At 35.9% G+C, this 16,558-nt stretch carries 17 protein-coding genes; 7 read left to right on the top strand and 10 right to left on the bottom strand.

The annotated features are described in order from the left end of the window. Positions 1–187 precede the first annotated feature (187 nt). From ptsN to lptC, 4 genes are all read right to left on the bottom strand, one after another. Positions 188–652: a PTS IIA-like nitrogen regulatory protein PtsN gene (gene ptsN / locus BTR_RS00180; protein WP_012230282.1), complete on the bottom strand. Its 465-nt coding sequence runs from the start codon at positions 650–652 to the stop codon at positions 188–190. A gap of 1,184 nt (positions 653–1,836) precedes the next feature. Next, positions 1,837–2,631, bottom strand: coding sequence for an LPS export ABC transporter ATP-binding protein (gene lptB / locus BTR_RS00175; protein ID WP_012230280.1), 795 nt, complete (start codon positions 2,629–2,631; stop codon positions 1,837–1,839). Between the two features lie 6 nt (positions 2,632–2,637). Further along, the gene (locus tag BTR_RS00170; RefSeq protein ID WP_171815225.1) at positions 2,638–3,237 is read right to left on the bottom strand and encodes an LptA/OstA family protein; all 600 of its coding nucleotides are present in this window, start codon (positions 3,235–3,237) and stop codon (positions 2,638–2,640) included. A gap of 75 nt (positions 3,238–3,312) precedes the next feature. Further along, a complete protein-coding gene (lptC, locus tag BTR_RS00165) occupies positions 3,313–3,960 on the bottom strand; it encodes an LPS export ABC transporter periplasmic protein LptC (protein WP_012230275.1) in 648 nt (215 codons plus the stop codon). 185 nt (positions 3,961–4,145) lie between these two features. On the opposite strand from lptC, the gene ihfB reads away from it, so the two are divergent. The 7 genes from ihfB (at position 4,146) to BTR_RS00125 (ending at position 9,727) form a co-directional block, all read left to right on the top strand. After that, positions 4,146–4,424 carry an integration host factor subunit beta gene (gene ihfB, locus BTR_RS00160; protein WP_012230270.1) on the top strand — a complete coding sequence of 93 codons (279 nt, stop codon included), beginning with the start codon at positions 4,146–4,148 and terminating at the stop codon, positions 4,422–4,424. A gap of 7 nt (positions 4,425–4,431) precedes the next feature. Then, positions 4,432–4,728, top strand: a complete 297-nt coding sequence (locus BTR_RS00155) for a LapA family protein (RefSeq protein WP_012230269.1) — start codon at positions 4,432–4,434, stop codon at positions 4,726–4,728. 171 nt (positions 4,729–4,899) lie between these two features. Further along, the gene (locus tag BTR_RS00150) at positions 4,900–5,832 is read left to right on the top strand and encodes a class I SAM-dependent methyltransferase (protein WP_038474399.1); all 933 of its coding nucleotides are present in this window, start codon (positions 4,900–4,902) and stop codon (positions 5,830–5,832) included. A 2-nt stretch (positions 5,833–5,834) separates the two neighbouring features. Continuing rightward, positions 5,835–6,689 (top strand): TrmH family RNA methyltransferase, encoded by an 855-nt coding sequence (locus BTR_RS00145; protein WP_012230265.1) that lies wholly within the window; start codon positions 5,835–5,837, stop codon positions 6,687–6,689. Further along, positions 6,679–7,182 (top strand): signal peptidase II, encoded by a 504-nt coding sequence (gene lspA, locus BTR_RS00140; protein ID WP_012230264.1) that lies wholly within the window; start codon positions 6,679–6,681, stop codon positions 7,180–7,182. Before BTR_RS00145 ends, lspA begins: the two co-directional genes overlap by 11 nt. A gap of 794 nt (positions 7,183–7,976) precedes the next feature. Next, positions 7,977–8,750 (top strand): Bax inhibitor-1/YccA family protein, encoded by a 774-nt coding sequence (locus BTR_RS00130; RefSeq protein ID WP_012230263.1) that lies wholly within the window; start codon positions 7,977–7,979, stop codon positions 8,748–8,750. A gap of 113 nt (positions 8,751–8,863) precedes the next feature. Beyond that, the gene (locus BTR_RS00125; RefSeq protein ID WP_038474396.1) at positions 8,864–9,727 is read left to right on the top strand and encodes an endonuclease/exonuclease/phosphatase family protein; all 864 of its coding nucleotides are present in this window, start codon (positions 8,864–8,866) and stop codon (positions 9,725–9,727) included. Between the two features lie 6 nt (positions 9,728–9,733). On the opposite strand, the gene polA is transcribed toward BTR_RS00125, so the two are convergent. From polA to BTR_RS00095, 6 genes are all read right to left on the bottom strand, one after another. Beyond that, positions 9,734–12,640, bottom strand: coding sequence for a DNA polymerase I (polA, locus tag BTR_RS00120; protein WP_012230261.1), 2,907 nt, complete (start codon positions 12,638–12,640; stop codon positions 9,734–9,736). A gap of 323 nt (positions 12,641–12,963) precedes the next feature. Further along, positions 12,964–13,671 carry a DNA polymerase III subunit epsilon gene (dnaQ, locus tag BTR_RS00115; RefSeq protein WP_012230257.1) on the bottom strand — a complete coding sequence of 236 codons (708 nt, stop codon included), beginning with the start codon at positions 13,669–13,671 and terminating at the stop codon, positions 12,964–12,966. A 4-nt stretch (positions 13,672–13,675) separates the two neighbouring features. Beyond that, on the bottom strand, positions 13,676–14,263 hold the full coding sequence (gene coaE, locus BTR_RS00110; RefSeq protein ID WP_012230255.1) for a dephospho-CoA kinase: 588 nt from the start codon (positions 14,261–14,263) through the stop codon (positions 13,676–13,678). Continuing rightward, positions 14,260–15,132, bottom strand: coding sequence for a shikimate dehydrogenase (locus tag BTR_RS00105; protein ID WP_012230253.1), 873 nt, complete (start codon positions 15,130–15,132; stop codon positions 14,260–14,262). Before BTR_RS00105 ends, coaE begins: the two co-directional genes overlap by 4 nt. Further along, a complete protein-coding gene (locus BTR_RS00100; protein ID WP_012230251.1) occupies positions 15,125–15,721 on the bottom strand; it encodes a Maf family nucleotide pyrophosphatase in 597 nt (198 codons plus the stop codon). The genes BTR_RS00105 and BTR_RS00100 overlap by 8 nt, the downstream gene beginning before the upstream one ends. 12 nt (positions 15,722–15,733) lie before the next feature. Next, the gene (locus tag BTR_RS00095; protein WP_012230249.1) at positions 15,734–16,558 is read right to left on the bottom strand and encodes a pyruvate, water dikinase regulatory protein; all 825 of its coding nucleotides are present in this window, start codon (positions 16,556–16,558) and stop codon (positions 15,734–15,736) included.

The raw sequence follows: 16,558 nt of genomic DNA, 5'->3' as shown, positions 1-16,558 counted from the left end.
ATATGAGAACAATAAAAAATAAGTACTTTGTCTTTGTTGCTTGCTCTTTTAAAAAGGGTTCGCTTAGAAACGATTTTTTAAAATTGCATAACGTAATCTTTTTCTATCAGCCCTTTAAGATACAAATTATATTATTTCTACCCTCTATGGTGTATACCCCGCAATTTATACACTCAATTAATCCCTTTTAAGCTGCATTTGATTCTGAAGTTTGAATCAATAAAGCATAAAGTGCATTGGCATTATGCGTATTGCGCAATTTTTGCACAACATCAGCATGACGCAAAACACGTGCAATCTGTGATAAAGCTTTTAAGTGATCTGCACCAGCATTTTCAGGTGCTAAAAGAAGAAAAACGAGATCTATAGGTTCGTCATCGAGAGCTTCAAAATCAACAGGACTTTCAAGACGTGCAAATATACCAATAATCCGATTAATATCAGGTAATTTTCCATGAGGAATCGCAATACCACCGCCAAGCCCCGTTGAACCAAGCTTTTCGCGTTGTAAAACAATATCAAAAATTACATGCTCACTAAGACCTGTCAGCTTAGACGCTTTTTCGGCTAAAATTTGCAGAACTTGTTTTTTCGAATTAGCCTTAAGAGCCGGAATAATTGCTTCCGGTGCTATTAACTCACTCAAATTCATCCTTTAATTTTCCTCTTACACGCTCAAATGCTCACCAATAAACCTATAAACGGTGTCGAATCTTAAAGTTCTTTCACTTTTCGCAACATCGCATGTGTTTTTATTTTTCAATTTATAACGGGTGATGGCTTAATACGTCTCATATCATTTTTAACAGAACAATAAATAGTGTTCAGCTCCTCATTAACAGTATGAGAATAGAAAAAAAGAGACGAAGTTGTTCATAAAATTAATTTCCTTAAAACACTATAAAAGAGCATTATTCATAAATTTATTAAACTTGTCACAAGAGTTAATGTATAATTCCCCATTAGATTTTTTTCTTTCTTTAAAAATAAGTTCTTAATAGAATGAGAAGCATATTGAGCAAAATAGACCTTTAGTTTGAGAATTACTGTATAGCTTAAACAAAACCTTATAACAAGAATCTAAAGGCTTTTGGAAATTTAATGATTATTTTAAAAGATTTATAGATTTAGCCTAATATCCATCGCCGCGCTCCTATTTTAAATATTTAAATACACCATATAGACCAATAAAACACGACAATCCCTCTTAAATAAACAAAATATATAACTGGTATAACTGATGCTCCAATCAAAATACCCAAAACAGCATCAGCGATATGTTCTTTGATTCGACAAAGAAAACATGACGAATATCTCTCACCTTTCAATAACACACGCATTATTTACAGCATCGTTTATCACTCATTATCGCGTTAATCTAGTGATATCTTTTCTACGATACAATCATGAGTAAGCTAAAACAATAAAACAATAAACTCATCTTATAGTGATGAACCCTTTTGCACCTCTCAATAAATTTTTTTAGATTACACTCATAAAAGAAGTTTTGGCCTAAATAAGGAGATTTTCAATAATAATGTAAAAAATACAACCACCAGAAAAAATCTTATTGCATACCCCAATTAACAAACTTTATCCTAAAGTCGCATTCTTTTATTGGTTTAAAGCCTTTTAAAACATCATCATAGTTTCTACAATAAAGGAACAATTACCTTTTTTCTGTAATAGGAATATATATTGATAATATGCCCTATTAATAATCACAACGAAATCTCATCTACCTCTTTTGGAATGTGTTTGATTACTTAAAATAGCGTTTGTGACGACCATGTTGTTTCTGTTAAACTTAAATGGAAACGCATGAAAGCTGTAAAATCATAGAGAAAACTGATTTCCCAAATAAATCCTGCGAACATCAACGTTGTTGATAATATCATGAGGACGACCATGAACTAACACTTTGCCGGTGTGAATGATGTAAGCGCGGTCGACAAGTCCTAATGTCTCGCGTACATTATGATCTGTTATTAAAACACCAATGCCACGCTTCGTTAAATGACGAATAAGCTGCTGAATATCAAAAATAGCAATAGGATCAATTCCTGCAAATGGTTCATCAAGTAACATAAAATGAGGACGAGAAGCTAAAGCGCGCGCAATTTCAAGTCGTCGACGCTCACCCCCAGATAACGAAAGTGCAGACATTTTACGTAAATGATCAATTTTAAATTCATGTAAAAGGCTCTCTAACTCTTCACGTTGTTTAAGGCGGTCTTTTTCAACAACTTCTAAAACAGCTTTAATGTTATTTTCTACTGAAAGACCACGAAAAATAGAGGCCTCCTGCGGGAGATACCCAATACCTAAACGCGCACGTCGATACATCGGAAGATGCGTAATATCAAATCCATCGATTTTAATAGACCCTCCATCAGATTTTATGAGCCCTGTAACCATATAAAAACAAGTTGTTTTACCTGCCCCATTGGGACCTAAAATGCCAACGGCTTCTCCCGTACGAATGCCAAAAGAAACGCCATTGACTGTTGGTCTTCCTCGATAAATTTTAATCAAATGACTAGCAATCAAAGTCCCTTTTAAGCGCTTTTTTGAAGCTTCGCTTGCAAGATTGTACCCATCTGTCTGTTTTTTTCTTTTGATTCCAAACATGAAATCTTAATGGCCACTCTTTTGATTTTGTTTAAAAATAATAGAAACACGTCCTTTTTTATTAGTCGTCTCACAACCTTCTAAAAAAGCCTTTCCGCTTTCCATATTTGCCGTTAGTTTGCACCCCGTTGCCACATTGTCACCATCCTTTAACACAACATGCTTCCCTGTCAAACTCATCATTTTTGATTTTCCATCAAAAACGCCCTTATCACCCGTAGCAATTTGCGTAGCAATTTTTATATAAACTTTTCCGACAGCTTCCATTTTTTTTATGCCCGACGAACCCAATAAAGCAACAGATGATGCTTTTGTATCTTCTTTGTTTTTATCCGTTTCTTTATGTGCTTTATCGTAGTAAACAACTAACTTTGCCGTCCGTAAAAGACGTTCACCTTGCATAACTGAAACATCACCCTTAAAAAGCGCTATCCCTTCTTTATCACGTATTTCTAAAGAATCTGCGTGAAGTTCTACCGGTTCTTTGTCGTTTGATAAACTTATTCCCAAATGGGTCCCTTCAGCATATCCTAAAACCGTTCCTCCTCCTAACATTCCCATGCTAAAAGCCAACGTCATACCTATCCATCTTTTGTATGATCTCATTATTTCAATTCTTCTGTCTGTATAGTCACATGCTTCTCTTTTAAACATCTTTTAAAGATTCGTATTGATATTGCGTTATTGCTTTTGAAGCACTAAATGCACACCACCATGGAAATACATGTTTTTTCCTTTTTCTCGAATTTGTAAGGCATTGGCGGCAAGATGAAAACCGGCTCGTTGAATATTAACATATTGATCTGTTTTTAACTGTCCCTCAGATAAATTAATATCAGCCGACATAAATTGTGCCATCATTCCATCATTCGTCGTAATGGTGAATGGCTTATCCAACTGTAAAAAACCATTAATGTTATCGTAAACGCCCCCTTGTGCTGCGAGAAAAATCTGTCTTTGTTGACCCATAGATGCTTTCGCTGTAATGTTTTGTAGTCCAATTATTCCAGAGCGTGTATGATCTTGAAATGCCTTTTCTGCTTTAAGCCAATAAGGTTCATGAGCACGTGTATACCCCTCTAATTTTGGATTGAGTATCGTCAAATTCATCACTTCACTTTCTTCATTATTCAAAGGAATAGGATTAGAAGTAACGTGAGGAACTGAGAAAAACGTAAACCAGCAAAAAATCAACGCTGAAACTAACGCTGAGAGGGGTAAAAAAATTTTTAATAGGCTAATACGACGCGAATGCTGGGATGCTTTTTTAAAAACATCTCCAACAGATGATTGCGTTGAAAAGACTTCATAATGATTGTGTACGGACATACTCTCCTAATCTCTTAAATATTCCGCATTTTTAACCTGTATAACCTTTATAAGAGGTATTTTCAAATTTTGTTTCTTGAAATTTGTTTTTTCTTGGTTTTATTTTGCTTTTATCCGTTTATATATTGTAATATGCATGCAGTGCACAATTATAAGAAAGTTTTTTGTGTGAAAGTGAGGCTATCGTGGTTAAATCAGAGCTTGTGCAAATTATTGCTCGTCATAATCCGCATCTTTTTCAACGGGATGTGGAGAATATTGTGAACGCTATTTTTGAAGAAATTTCAACAGCACTTGCAAATGGCGATCGTGTTGAACTTCGTGGATTTGGAGCTTTTTCTGTAAAAAGCCGTTCAGCTCGTAATGGGCGTAATCCACGAACAGGTGAAGCCGTTGCTGTTGATGAAAAGTGGATTCCTTTTTTTAAAACTGGCAAAGATTTACGTGACCGTCTTAATCAGTGAGAAACTTATGATTATTAAACATATTCTTCTAACAAGTATCAGTGTGATTCTCACAGCGTTTTTGTTTGTTTTTATCGTAGCTAATCGTCAAATGGTTCCGTTAACCCTTGATCCTTTTCGAGAAAATTCTGAAAGTTTTACTTATCATGCTCCCCTCTTTATATGGCTCTTTATTTTCTTTGGTTTTGGTATTTTATTAGGAAATCTGATCCGTTGGTTTTCCTATCACAAATGCAAAAAAGCTCTCAAAAAAAGTGAAGCAGAGATCGAGAAATTGAAAACGTCTATCACAAATCTGGTGTAATGGTATTTTAATGAAATCTTTTTCTCTCTGTGTTTTACATTCAATACAGAGTTTAAAAGTACCCTTTTTTCTATACGTATTTTAATTTATTTTAGCTCTTTTGCGCTTTTACGAAACATTTAAGAGCTTTATAGTGTAATTTTTTAATACCTCATATCCATGATACAAAATATGCCTGCACAATGTTTTCAATCCCCTCACAATAATAGATATCCGCAGGAAAAGCTGCCTCTTATTTTAGAGACAGGTATGAGTGAAAATTATGCTCTTATTGATTCTGGTCATGGACAAAAATTAGAGCGTTACGGAGATTATCGAATTATTCGACCAGAAGGTCAAGCACTATGGAAACCCGCTTTAACACAAAAACAATGGGCTGATGTTGATGCTATTTTCACAGGAAACCTTGATGAAGAAGGGGTTGGTCGTTGGCATTTTCCTAAAAAGCCACTTGATGAAACATGGCCACTTTCTTGGAATGGACTGTCTTTTCTAGGTCGCTTTACTTCCTTTCGTCATGTAGGTGTTTTTCCTGAACAAGATGCCCATTGGCGCTTTATGGAAGAACAAATTGTTAAAGCCGCACGTCCTATAAAATTATTGAACCTTTTTGGCTATACAGGTGTTGCCTCTTTGATTGGAGCACGAGCGGGTGCAAACGTTACCCATGTTGATGCTTCTAAAAAAGCCATTGTGTGGGCAAAAGCTAATCAGGAAAGAGCAGGGCTACCAGAGCATTCTATTCGCTGGATTTGCGATGATGCTGTAAAATTTGTCGAGCGAGAACTGCGTCGCAAAAAAAGCTACGATATGATCCTTCTTGATCCCCCAGCTTATGGGCGAGGACCCCATGGCGAAGTTTGGCAACTGTTTGATCATTTACCAGCAATGATCACAAATTGTCGTAACCTTCTCTCTGATAAACCGCTCTCTGTTGTCCTTACAGCTTATTCTATTCGTGCTTCCTTCTTTGCACTTCATGCTTTAATGCGCGATACATTTGTAAATCTTGGTGGTACAGTCGAATCAGGAGAACTCATTTTACGTGAAGAAATTGCAGGGCGCGCCCTTTCTACTTCTCTTTTTAGCCGTTGGATTACTTGAATATGTGTGGACCCAAAACTGGTAGAGTGAAAGAAATTACCTCTCTTAGCAACCCCATCATAAAAGATCTTAAGGCACTGAGCCAAAAGAAAAACCGTAATCGAGAGGGTCTTTTCATGGCAGAGGGATTGAAATTGGTCATTGATGCTCTCAATCTCGGCTGGACAATACAAACGCTTATTTTTTCCAAAAGCGAAATAGGCAATGCTACGATCGAAAATACTGCTGCACGCGCTGTAGCCAATGGTGGTTTTGTTATCAAAGCCTCACAAAAGGTTATGGAATCACTGACTCGACGCGATAATCCACAAACAGTTATTGGTATTTTCAAACAAAAATGGCAATCTCTTGAAATGATAACCGGACAAGCTAAAGATGTTTATATCGCGCTTGATCGTGTGCGTGATCCCGGAAATCTAGGGACCATTATTCGTACTGCTGATGCTGTCAGTGCTAAAGGTGTTATTTTAATTGGCGAAACAACAGATCCTTTCTCGCCTGAAACAGTTCGTGCAACCATGGGGTCTATTTTCTCCATACCCCTTTATCGTTTTGATGAAAGCGCCTTTTTAAACTGGTCTTCTTGCTTTAAAGGCATGATCGTTGGCACGCATCTCAAAGGATCTTTAGATTATCGTAAACTTGATTTGAAAAATGGTCCTATCATCCTTTTAATGGGAAATGAAAAACAGGGGTTATCAGATATTCTGACAAATCGGTGTGATAAACTTGCGCGTATTCCACAAAGTGGACGCGCCGACTCGCTTAATCTGGCTATAGCAACAGCTGTTATGCTTTATGAAATCCGTCGCCCTTATTTAACATTGGAACCATGTGAGGAAAAATATGATCCGTAAATCACTCCTTTTTCTTCTCCTTGGCTTGACCCTTACAGCAGGACTTGACCAAGCTGTTAAGTATTGGGTTATGCAAAATATGCCTTTAGGAACAGAAATCCCTCTTATTCCTTTCCTTTCCCTTTATCATGTGCGTAATTCTGGCATTGCATTTTCGTTTTTTTCTTCCTTTTCTCACTGGGGAATCATTGCTATCACAATCATTGTAATTATCTTTCTTCTATGGTTATGGAAAAATACTGAAGACAATAAATTTTTAATGCGCTTCGGTCTTGTCCTTATTATTGGGGGAGCAATCGGTAACCTTATTGATCGTATTCGCTTTCATCATGTCACTGATTACATACTTTTTTATATTGATGATATTTTTTATTTTGCTATTTTTAATCTTGCAGATAGTTTTATCACTCTCGGTGTTATTGTCATCCTTATTGAAGAACTACGTACTTGGATGAAAGCAAAACGCGATTCCAACCACACATCTTCTCATTGATGTTCTCATCGCCTCAAAAAAACAGAAATTTTTAACCATCATAAGTCTGATTACAAATTGATTTTTCCTGATTCATTTTTCCGGTTAATTGTTTCACATATTGTTCTTTATGAAATGTTATTTTCTTTTCATCTTTACATTTCTATCTTTGCTCAATACAAAAGAACTGACTTCAAATAGAAATCAATATCTCTTTATCCATATGTCCTCTATAACATCATGATATGAAAATATTTTACAGTATTTAAAATTCTATTTATTTGCTTAGAGCAATTGCTTCTCGTATGTTTTTTAGTTTTTACAGATATCATTTCTTACAGTACTTTTCTTTAGCTTCGCTAAAAACTCTCTTTAATTTCATTTTTAGATATTGTCTAAATTGCCAAGGACTGTTGCAATATTAAAAGTTGATAAATATAACGATGATGCCGGCTCAATCCTTCATAAGCGTAAAGATAGATATTTCTTAGGTGAAATTATAGTTTTTTTGTGAATAAAAAAAATTTTGGTATCGTCTTTGTTATCTTGCAAAAATATGGCAAAAAAACGGAAATATTTTTCATAAAAATGAACCTTTTCCTTACCAATTTGTAAGGTTCTTTGCTTCGATAAATCTCTTGTAATTTTTAAATAAATCTCCATAATAAAGGGGAATATGCTGGAATTCCGCCAGTGATTCTGGAGGTTTTTTGTATTCGCCAAATCAAAGCTTGTACGAAACTTGTCTCTGCGATGAAAGAGACACTTTAAAAAAACCGATACCTGACGGAACATATGCTAAAGGATTTTATATTATGGCTAATTTTAAAAATTTACGTTCAGCGCCTGCTTCTCACGCTGATGCATCAATTGATCAGGGATTGCGCGACTATATGTTGGGTGTCTATAATACAATGGCCATTGGTTTGCTTATTACAGCTGCTGCCGCTTATGCGATTGTGTCATTAGCAACGACAACAGATATGAGCCAAGCAGTAGCTCAGATCAATAGCAGTGTTTATTTAACATCATTTGGAGTAACATTTTATACATCGCCATTCGCTTATATTGTTATGTTTGCACCACTCATTGCAGTTTTATTCCTCAGTTTTAAAATTAATACATTGAGTACGAATGCTGCTCGTAGTCTCTTTTTGGGCTATGCTGCTCTGGTTGGGCTTTCATTGTCTTCTATCGTTTTGCGTTATACGACAGAAAGTATTGCACAAACCTTTGTCATCTCTGCTGCAACTTTTGGAGCTCTTTCACTTTATGGATACACAACAAAGCGTGATCTTACAGCAATTGGTTCATTCTTATTTATCGGATTGATTGGTTTATTGCTTTCTATGGTTGTGAACATTTTTCTTGGATCAAGTGCTTTGCAATTTGCTATCTCCGTTATTGGTGTTTTTATCTTTGCTGGTTTAACAGCTTACGATACTCAGAACATTAAATTGATGTATTACGAAGGAGATGAAGGTGACACCAGAGGGCGTAAAGTTATCATGGGTGCGTTGAGTCTTTATCTTGATTTCATCAATATGTTTGTCTTCTTGCTACAATTTCTTGGTTCAAATCGTGATTGATTTTAAAAAATCATTGCTTAATGAAAGAACCTTGTTTCTTTTGGAAACAAGGTTCTTTTGTTTTTAGTGTAAGTCTTTACCCTTTGCCTCCTAAGGACTATTCTTTTCGCAAAATGTCAAAAATACCTTACAAGCAAAAATTCCCTAGGTTTAGCGATTTTATCCAACAAAAGCTCCATAACTCCCTTTTAAAGGCAATCTATAGCTGCTCTCATCATCAATCCAATATCCTCAACCCAAATAATCATTATGATCTGACCATTGCTTCTTATAATGTGCATAAATGTGTAGGTGTTGATAAAATTTTTAATCCTACACGGATTGTTCGTGTTATTACTGAATTACAAGTTGATATCCTTGCTCTTCAAGAAGCAGATAAACGTTTTGGGGAACGCATTGGTTTGATTAATCTTCAGCTGTTAAAAGCTGAGACCGGCTTGATCCCTGTGCCTCTCAATACTATGTCACCTCATGGTCATGGTTGGCATGGGAATGCTCTTTTTTTGCGAAAGGGATATGTACGTGACATCTTGCAAGTCACTCTTCCTAGTATTGAACCACGTGGAGCCATCATTGTAGAATTGGAAATGGAAGCAGGTCCTATTCGTATTATTGCAGCTCATTTTGGTTTACTGCGTTATTCTCGTAAAAAACAAACAAAAATGCTCCTTACAATTTTGCAAAAACGCTCCCTTATGCCTACACTCCTCATTGGAGATTTTAATGAATGGAGAATGGGAAAAGGCTCATCTTTAAACCATTTTTATCCCTATTTTGATAGCACACTTAAAGTTGTACCAAGCTTTCCCTCTCGCTTTCCTTTTTTAGCCCTTGATCGCGTTTTTGCCTTTCCTCACCAATTGGTAACAAATCTTGAAAACCACTATTCACCACTTGCGCGCATTGCCTCAGATCATTTACCGATCAAAGCCTATCTTAATCTTGCCAATGCGATGAATATCCTTAAAAATAAATGAAAAAAGTTAATGTGCCTCATCCCAATTTTGAGCCGTCATGACTTTCACTTCAAGGGGTACAGACAAAGATAAAACCGGCATTGTAGCATTTTCCATGACATCTTTAACAACAGCCATAGTTTTTTTACTCTCTTCTTCTGGTACTTCAAAAATCAGTTCATCATGTACTTGCAGCAACATTTTTGCTGATAGATTTTCTTCTTTTAAAGCATCTTCCATCTGTATCATAGCACGGCGAATAATATCGGCCGCAGAACCTTGTATTGGCGCATTGATCGCTGCTCGCTCATTAAGAGAACGAATTTTTACATTCTTTGCTTTTATTTCTGGATAATGGATACGACGTCCAAAAATTGTTTCTACATAACCATTCTCACGCGCAAAGCTTTTGGTCTTTTCCATATAATCTTTAATTCCTGGAAATCTTTCAAAATAAAGTTGAATATAACGACCTGCTTCTTGGCGTGAAATTCCTAATTGATTGGCTAAACCAAAAGCTGAAATACCATAAATGATACCAAAATTAATCGCTTTTGCACGCCGTCGTATATCTGAATGCATTCCTTCTATCGCAACGCCAAACATTTGTGACGCCGTTATAGCGTGAATATCATGACCCTTAGCAAAAGCTTCTTTTAATGCTTTTATATCCGCAATATGTGCAAGAATGCGTAATTCAATCTGACTATAATCAGCAGAAAGCAAAACATGGCCTTTGGGAGCAATAAAAGCTGTTCGAATTTTACGTCCTTCAGCAGTTCGTACTGGAATATTTTGCAAATTTGGCTCTGATGATGATAATCGCCCTGTTGATGTTATTGCTAAAGAATAATTCGTATGAACACGCCCTGTTTTTGGTAAAATATAAGAAGGCAAAGCATCGGCATAGGTAGATTTTAGCTTTGCAAGTTGGCGCCACTCAATAATTTTACGTGGTAAAGTATGACCTTCAGCCGACAACTCTTCTAAGGTCTGTGCAGAAGTTGACCATTGTCCACCCTTGGTCTTGGCACCTCCAGGCAATCCCATTTTGTCAAAAAGGATATCCCCTAATTGCTTTGGCGAAGCAAGATTAAACTTTTCATCAGCTTGTTTGTAAATTTCCTCTTCTAAAATCAAAGCAGCTTGCGCCAATTCTCCTGAAAGACGCAATAAAATCTGCCGATCAACAAGAATCCCACGTTCTTCCATTCTTGCAAGAACTTCTACAAGGGGGCGATCAAGACGCTCATAAATTTTTGTCATCCCCCGAGCGACAAGTTGCGGTTTCAATACTTGCCAAAGGCGCAGCGTTATATCGGCATCTTCTGCCGCATAAAGAGTTGCTTGTTTTAAATCTACTTGTGCAAAAGAAGTAATTTTTTTTCCGTTATGTGTTAAATCCTTATAGGCAATTGGTTTATGTTCAAGCCAACGTTCAGATAAATCATCCATATTATGGGTTAAAGCTCCAGCATCCAAAGCATATGACAAAAGCATGGTATCATCAAAAGAACGTATCACAATGTCGTATTGCTTCACCACCAACCAATCATATTTTATATTCTGACCAATTTTTAACACTGCTGAATCTTCTAATAGCGGTTTTAAAAGTGCTAAAGCTTTTCGGGTCTCAATCTGCGAGGCAATGCGCCCACCCTTCAAAAGGTCCTCTTTTCCTTCAAAATGTTCAAGAGGTATATAGGCCGCTTTTCCCGGCTGTAATGCGAGTGAAAAACCAACAAGCTTTGCTTGCATTGGATCAAGAGATGTTGTTTCAGTATCAAAAGCGAAAAAACCCTGTTCTTGTGCTTGTGATAACCACTCTTTTAAAATTTCCTCATCAAGAATTGTTGTATAAGTATCTCTTGTAATTTTTTGAGTTAGTGCTTGATCTTTACGTTTTTGTGCAAAAACTTGTGGAGAATTTTCAGAAAAATTATGAAGTGATGTTTTCTCAATATTTTTGATATCAGTATCATGCCCATGGCTTAATTTTTCCCATTCAACATCTACATCAAGTGCATCAATAACAGCTGCATCGCATGTCGTCTCTTCTGCCACGCGACGTGTTAACGTTGAAAATTCCATCGCTTTCAAAAAAGCAATTAAGCGTGGTCCATCTTGTGGCTCTAAAATAAAATCATCTAAATCACTGTCTATAGGAACATCTGTTTTAAGCCTAACAAGTTCACGAGAAATTTTAACCTGTTCACTATAAGCTTGTATATTTTCACGTCGTTTTGTTTGTTTAATTTCAGTCACACGTTGCAACAAAAGATCAAGAGAACCAAACTGATTTAACAACTGAGCAGCAGTTTTTGGTCCAATACCTGGAATGCCCGGTACGTTATCCGTCGAATCTCCAATTAACGCTTGTAAATCGATCATCTTTTCAGGGGTAACACCCCATTTTTCTATAACTTCTGAGATACCTATATGCTTATCTTTCATTCCATCATACAAGGATACATGCTTATTGACGAGTTGCATAAGATCCTTATCAGAAGAGATAATGGTTGTTTTTGCACCAACCTTTGTTGCCAATTGTGCGTAAGTCGCTATCAAATCATCCGCTTCAAAGCCTTCCTTTTCAATACAAGGCAAATTAAAAGCCTTTGTTGCTTGGCGTATTAACGCGAATTGAGGAATTAAATCTTCGGGAGGATCAACACGATTCGCTTTATATTGAGGATAAATTTGTTTCCGAAAAGTATCCGATGAATAATCAAAAATAACAGCAAAATGTGTTGGAACAATACCTGTCGCTGTGTTACGAGCATCACAAAGTAATTTCCATAACATATTACAAAAACCAGCTACTGCTCCCACAGGAAGCCCATCCTTTTTACGTTTTAAAGGCGGTAAAGCATAGTAAGCACGAAAAACATAGCCTGATCCATCAACCAACAAAAGATGATCTGTTGCCTTCATGACAATTTTATTTCTCCTTTTCAGCTAAAAAAACACATTACCCTTATATGTTTTTTTCACTTTTATTTTAATTTTTTTCATTTTGCCTCTAAAAAGCCATTTTTTCTTTTCATAAGACATGAAGTCGTTACACTTTATATTACGTACCTAGAGCTTTTCTTTGCTGTTACAGGATTAATAGCTTTCATTTTGCTCCTCCTATGATAGCTGAGGTACGATGTAGCGACAAGGTCGTTGTGGTGTTCCCCTCCCCACAACGACCGTTTTTTTTGACGTCTATATTTTTAATCTTAAGTGACTTTTTTAGAGAAAAGATAGGGGTATTATTCATGAATCTTGAAGGTATTCCACAAAGCTTTTTCACCCATTTTATTGATAAAATCAGCGTGTAACTTTTTTTCTTGTGCACTCAATCTTGAAGGTAAAGCCTGTGGACGAAATTTAACTGCATAAGACATATCTGTATCATTTTGGATATGTTCATCAAGATTCCTTTTGTTATCAAACCCCAATACGCCCTGCTTTCCACCAATCAGTTCAATATAAACGTCGGCTAAAATCTCTGCATCAAGGAGAGCTCCATGAAGAACACGATGGCTATTATCAATTCCAAAACGTTTGCATAAAATATCAAGAGAATTAGGACCCATGGGAAATTTACGCCGTGCCATAGCCAATGTATCAATAATATTATCAACACTGATAAGCGGCTTATTGACGCGTTTTAATTCTGCATTAATAAAACCTATATCAAAACTCGCATTGTGTGCAATCATAGTTGCACCATTGATAAATTCTAAAAATTCATCAACAATATCACTAAAACTTTTCTCGTTTTTTAAGCGTTCATTGGTCAATCCGTGAATTGCTACAACTTCATCAGGAATAATAACGCCTTCAGGGTTTAAATAAACGTGAAACTGGCATCCTGTAAGATAACGATCAACCATTTCTACACAACCAATTTCGATTATGCGATCTTTCTCTTTATCTAAACCTGTCGTTTCTGTATCAAAAATAATTTCCCGCATGACTTCAATTCTTTAGTAACTCTTTTATCACATCAAAAACCTGTTGACGTGTATTTTCTAAATCTTTCCCTGTATCAATAATAAAATTAGCACGCTCTCGTTTTTTTTCATCTGGCATTTGCTGAGCATTGATAAAGGCAAATTTTTTTTCATTCATACCTTGGCGAATCATTACACGTTCTTTTTGTATTTCTGGCGGAGCAGAAACAACAATAACGCTATCTACACGATTTTCACCATTTTTTTCAAAGAGAAGAGGAATATCAAGAATAACTAATTTTTCTCTTTGATCACGCGCTGTATCAATAAATTCTTTTTCTTTTTCTTGCACTAGAGGATGAATTATTTTTTCTAATGTTTGTAATTTTTCCTTATCATCAATCAAAATTTCAGAAAGTTTTAAACGATTAACTTCACCGTTTTCAACAACACCAGGAAAAATACGCTCTATGCATGACAAAGCTGGCTCACTTTTATAAAGCTGTTGTACTGCCTCATCAGCACTAAAAACAGAAATACCCGCTTGCTTGAAAAAATCAGCAACCGTTGATTTTCCCATAGCAATAGATCCCGTTAATCCTATGATCTTCATTCTCTTTCTTCACTCATATCCTCTAAAATAGCTGTCCGTAACGCTTTTGTTACCTGTGGTCTTACTCCAAACCACCGTTCAAAACCTATAACAGCCTGATGGAGAAGCATCCCAAGCCCATCAACAGTTTTTAGACCACAAGATTTTGCCTGTTGTAAAAAAGGGGTTATCAAGGGTGTATAAACAATATCTGTTACTAATGCCGTTTTTTTCGCCTTATGAAAATCACAAAAAAAAGAATCACTTTTTTCTTCTGGATTTTTTATACCGATGGAAGTTGTATTAACAATCAAATCAGCCTGATAAAGTATTTCATGGATTTTATGCCAATCGTAGACTTTAATGTTTTTTCCAAAATGCTGGGCTAAATTATCAGCACGTTGTTTTGTACGGTTAACTAAATAAATCTGTTCAAATCCGCGTTCTTTTAAAGCATAGAGGATAGCGCGTGCAGCGCCACCTGCCCCAAAAACAAGAGCTGTTTCCCCTCCCCAATCAGATGCAAAATCATCAAGATTAGCACTAAAACCATAGGTATCACTATTTGTGGCACAAAGTTTATCTCCTTCATACCAAAGTGTATTAGCAGCACCAATTATTGTTGCTGTTTTATCTTTATAATCTGCTAGACGAAAAGCTTCCTGTTTATGCGGTAGAGTAACATTTCCTCCACAAAAGCCTATTTTTTTAAAAGAAGTAATAAAATGATTGAATTTTTCAGAGGTTACTTCCTGTGCAAGATATTCACCTTGTAAACCATATTGTTTAAGCCAAAAATTATGAATTCTTGGCGATTTTGAATGATGAATAGGAGAACCAACAACAAAAGCGCGGGGGTATTTCGTCTTTTCTATTGTTAAATCAACCATCAATAACCCCTAAATAACGTAATTTTGTAAGTAGAGGGAGCAAAGGTAAACCAACAATGGTAAAAAAATCTCCATCAATTTTTTCAAAGAGATGGATTCCTTCTCCTTCAATTTGATAGACTCCTACACTGTTTAAAACATCTTTTTCTACACGTGCTAAATAACATTCAATAAATTTTGATGAGAGTAAACGTACGGACATATGTGCGCTAAAAGCTTCAACCCAAATTTTTTGACCATTTTTAAATAAGGCTACCGCACTATGAAGAGAATGCATTTTTCCTGATAACTTGCATAAACGTTGATGTGCTTCCTTCATATTTGTTGCTTTATGAAAAACTTGACCTTCCAAATCAAGTACTTGATCACAACCAATAACGAAGGCATCAGGAAAACGATCTGAAACATTTTTTGCTTTTGCACTGGCAAGAAAACAGCTGAGTTCTTTAGGTGTTTTTTCTTTTGCCGTTTTTTCTATTTCTCTTTCATCAAAAGAAGCTCCTTCAATCAAAAAATTTAAACCTGCTTTTTTCAACAATTGCGCACGATAAGAACTAAGAGATGCTAATATTAACACACTCGCGTTCATGAGAATCTTCTCTTATTTTTCTTCACGAAATCGTGATAAAAGTTCAAATATTGCAGCAGCAGTTTCTTCAATAGAGCGCCTTGTAACATCAATAACAGGCCAACCAAAACGTTCGCAAATACGTTTTGCATAAATTAATTCTTCAGCAATGTTTATACGATTCGTATAATTATCAAAAGCAAAACCTTCTCCTAAATCTCTATTTTGTCGAATATGTGAGATTCTTTCAGCTGAAGCGATTAAACCAATAATTAAAGAATTTTTTGCCTCTAAAAGAGATTCTGGTAAATCAATATTAGGAATAAGAGGAACATTGGCTGTTTTGATTCCGCGGTTTGCTAAATAGATACTTGTTGGCGTTTTAGAGGTTCTTGAGATTCCTACAAGAATAACATCTGCTTCAAATAAGTTACTAGAAGACTGTCCATCATCATGTTCTATTGTAAAATCCAGTGCCTCAATACGGCGAAAGTAATCTGCATTGAGATCATGTTGTGCACTAACACGTAAATGTGTTGGCGTTCCAAGATAAGATTGAAAAGCATTTAAAACAGGGTGCAATATATCAATACAAGGAATTTTTATTTTTTTGCATATTTTTTGAAGGAGAAGTTTAAGTTCTTCATCAATCATTGTGTAAAGAACAATACCTGGCTCTTGTTTTATTTCATCAAGAGCTTTTTCTAACTGTATTTTATTACGAATCATAGGATAGATATGCTCTGTTGCCTGATACGTTGTATACTGGGATGCGACAGCTCTTCCAACAGAGATTAATGTTTCCCCCGTTGCATCAGAAAGCATGTGTAAATGAAAGGATTTTTTTTCTTTTGTCAC

Source organism: Bartonella tribocorum CIP 105476, from assembly GCF_000196435.1.
In the GTDB taxonomy this organism is placed as follows: Bacteria; Pseudomonadota; Alphaproteobacteria; order Rhizobiales; family Rhizobiaceae; genus Bartonella; species Bartonella tribocorum.
This window is presented reverse-complemented; position numbering and strand designations above follow the sequence as displayed.

What these genes read in the sequence shown, in the direction of transcription:
- BTR_RS00130 (WP_012230263.1), top strand. Translation starts at nt 7,977, where the DNA reads ATGGCTAATTTTAAAAATTTACGTTCAGCGCCTGCTTCTCACGCTGAT.
- dnaQ (WP_012230257.1), bottom strand. Translation starts at nt 13,671, where the DNA reads ATGCGGGAAATTATTTTTGATACAGAAACGACAGGTTTAGATAAAGAG.
- coaE (WP_012230255.1), bottom strand. Translation starts at nt 14,263, where the DNA reads ATGAAGATCATAGGATTAACGGGATCTATTGCTATGGGAAAATCAACG.
- BTR_RS00145 (WP_012230265.1), top strand. Translation starts at nt 5,835, where the DNA reads ATGTGTGGACCCAAAACTGGTAGAGTGAAAGAAATTACCTCTCTTAGC.
- lptC (WP_012230275.1), bottom strand. Translation starts at nt 3,960, where the DNA reads ATGTCCGTACACAATCATTATGAAGTCTTTTCAACGCAATCATCTGTT.
- ptsN (WP_012230282.1), bottom strand. Translation starts at nt 652, where the DNA reads ATGAATTTGAGTGAGTTAATAGCACCGGAAGCAATTATTCCGGCTCTT.
- BTR_RS00150 (WP_038474399.1), top strand. Translation starts at nt 4,900, where the DNA reads ATGCCTGCACAATGTTTTCAATCCCCTCACAATAATAGATATCCGCAG.
- BTR_RS00170 (WP_171815225.1), bottom strand. Translation starts at nt 3,237, where the DNA reads ATGAGATCATACAAAAGATGGATAGGTATGACGTTGGCTTTTAGCATG.
- lspA (WP_012230264.1), top strand. Translation starts at nt 6,679, where the DNA reads ATGATCCGTAAATCACTCCTTTTTCTTCTCCTTGGCTTGACCCTTACA.
- lptB (WP_012230280.1), bottom strand. Translation starts at nt 2,631, where the DNA reads ATGTTTGGAATCAAAAGAAAAAAACAGACAGATGGGTACAATCTTGCA.
- BTR_RS00125 (WP_038474396.1), top strand. Translation starts at nt 8,864, where the DNA reads ATGTCAAAAATACCTTACAAGCAAAAATTCCCTAGGTTTAGCGATTTT.
- BTR_RS00155 (WP_012230269.1), top strand. Translation starts at nt 4,432, where the DNA reads ATGATTATTAAACATATTCTTCTAACAAGTATCAGTGTGATTCTCACA.
- BTR_RS00105 (WP_012230253.1), bottom strand. Translation starts at nt 15,132, where the DNA reads ATGGTTGATTTAACAATAGAAAAGACGAAATACCCCCGCGCTTTTGTT.
- polA (WP_012230261.1), bottom strand. Translation starts at nt 12,640, where the DNA reads ATGAAGGCAACAGATCATCTTTTGTTGGTTGATGGATCAGGCTATGTT.
- BTR_RS00100 (WP_012230251.1), bottom strand. Translation starts at nt 15,721, where the DNA reads ATGAACGCGAGTGTGTTAATATTAGCATCTCTTAGTTCTTATCGTGCG.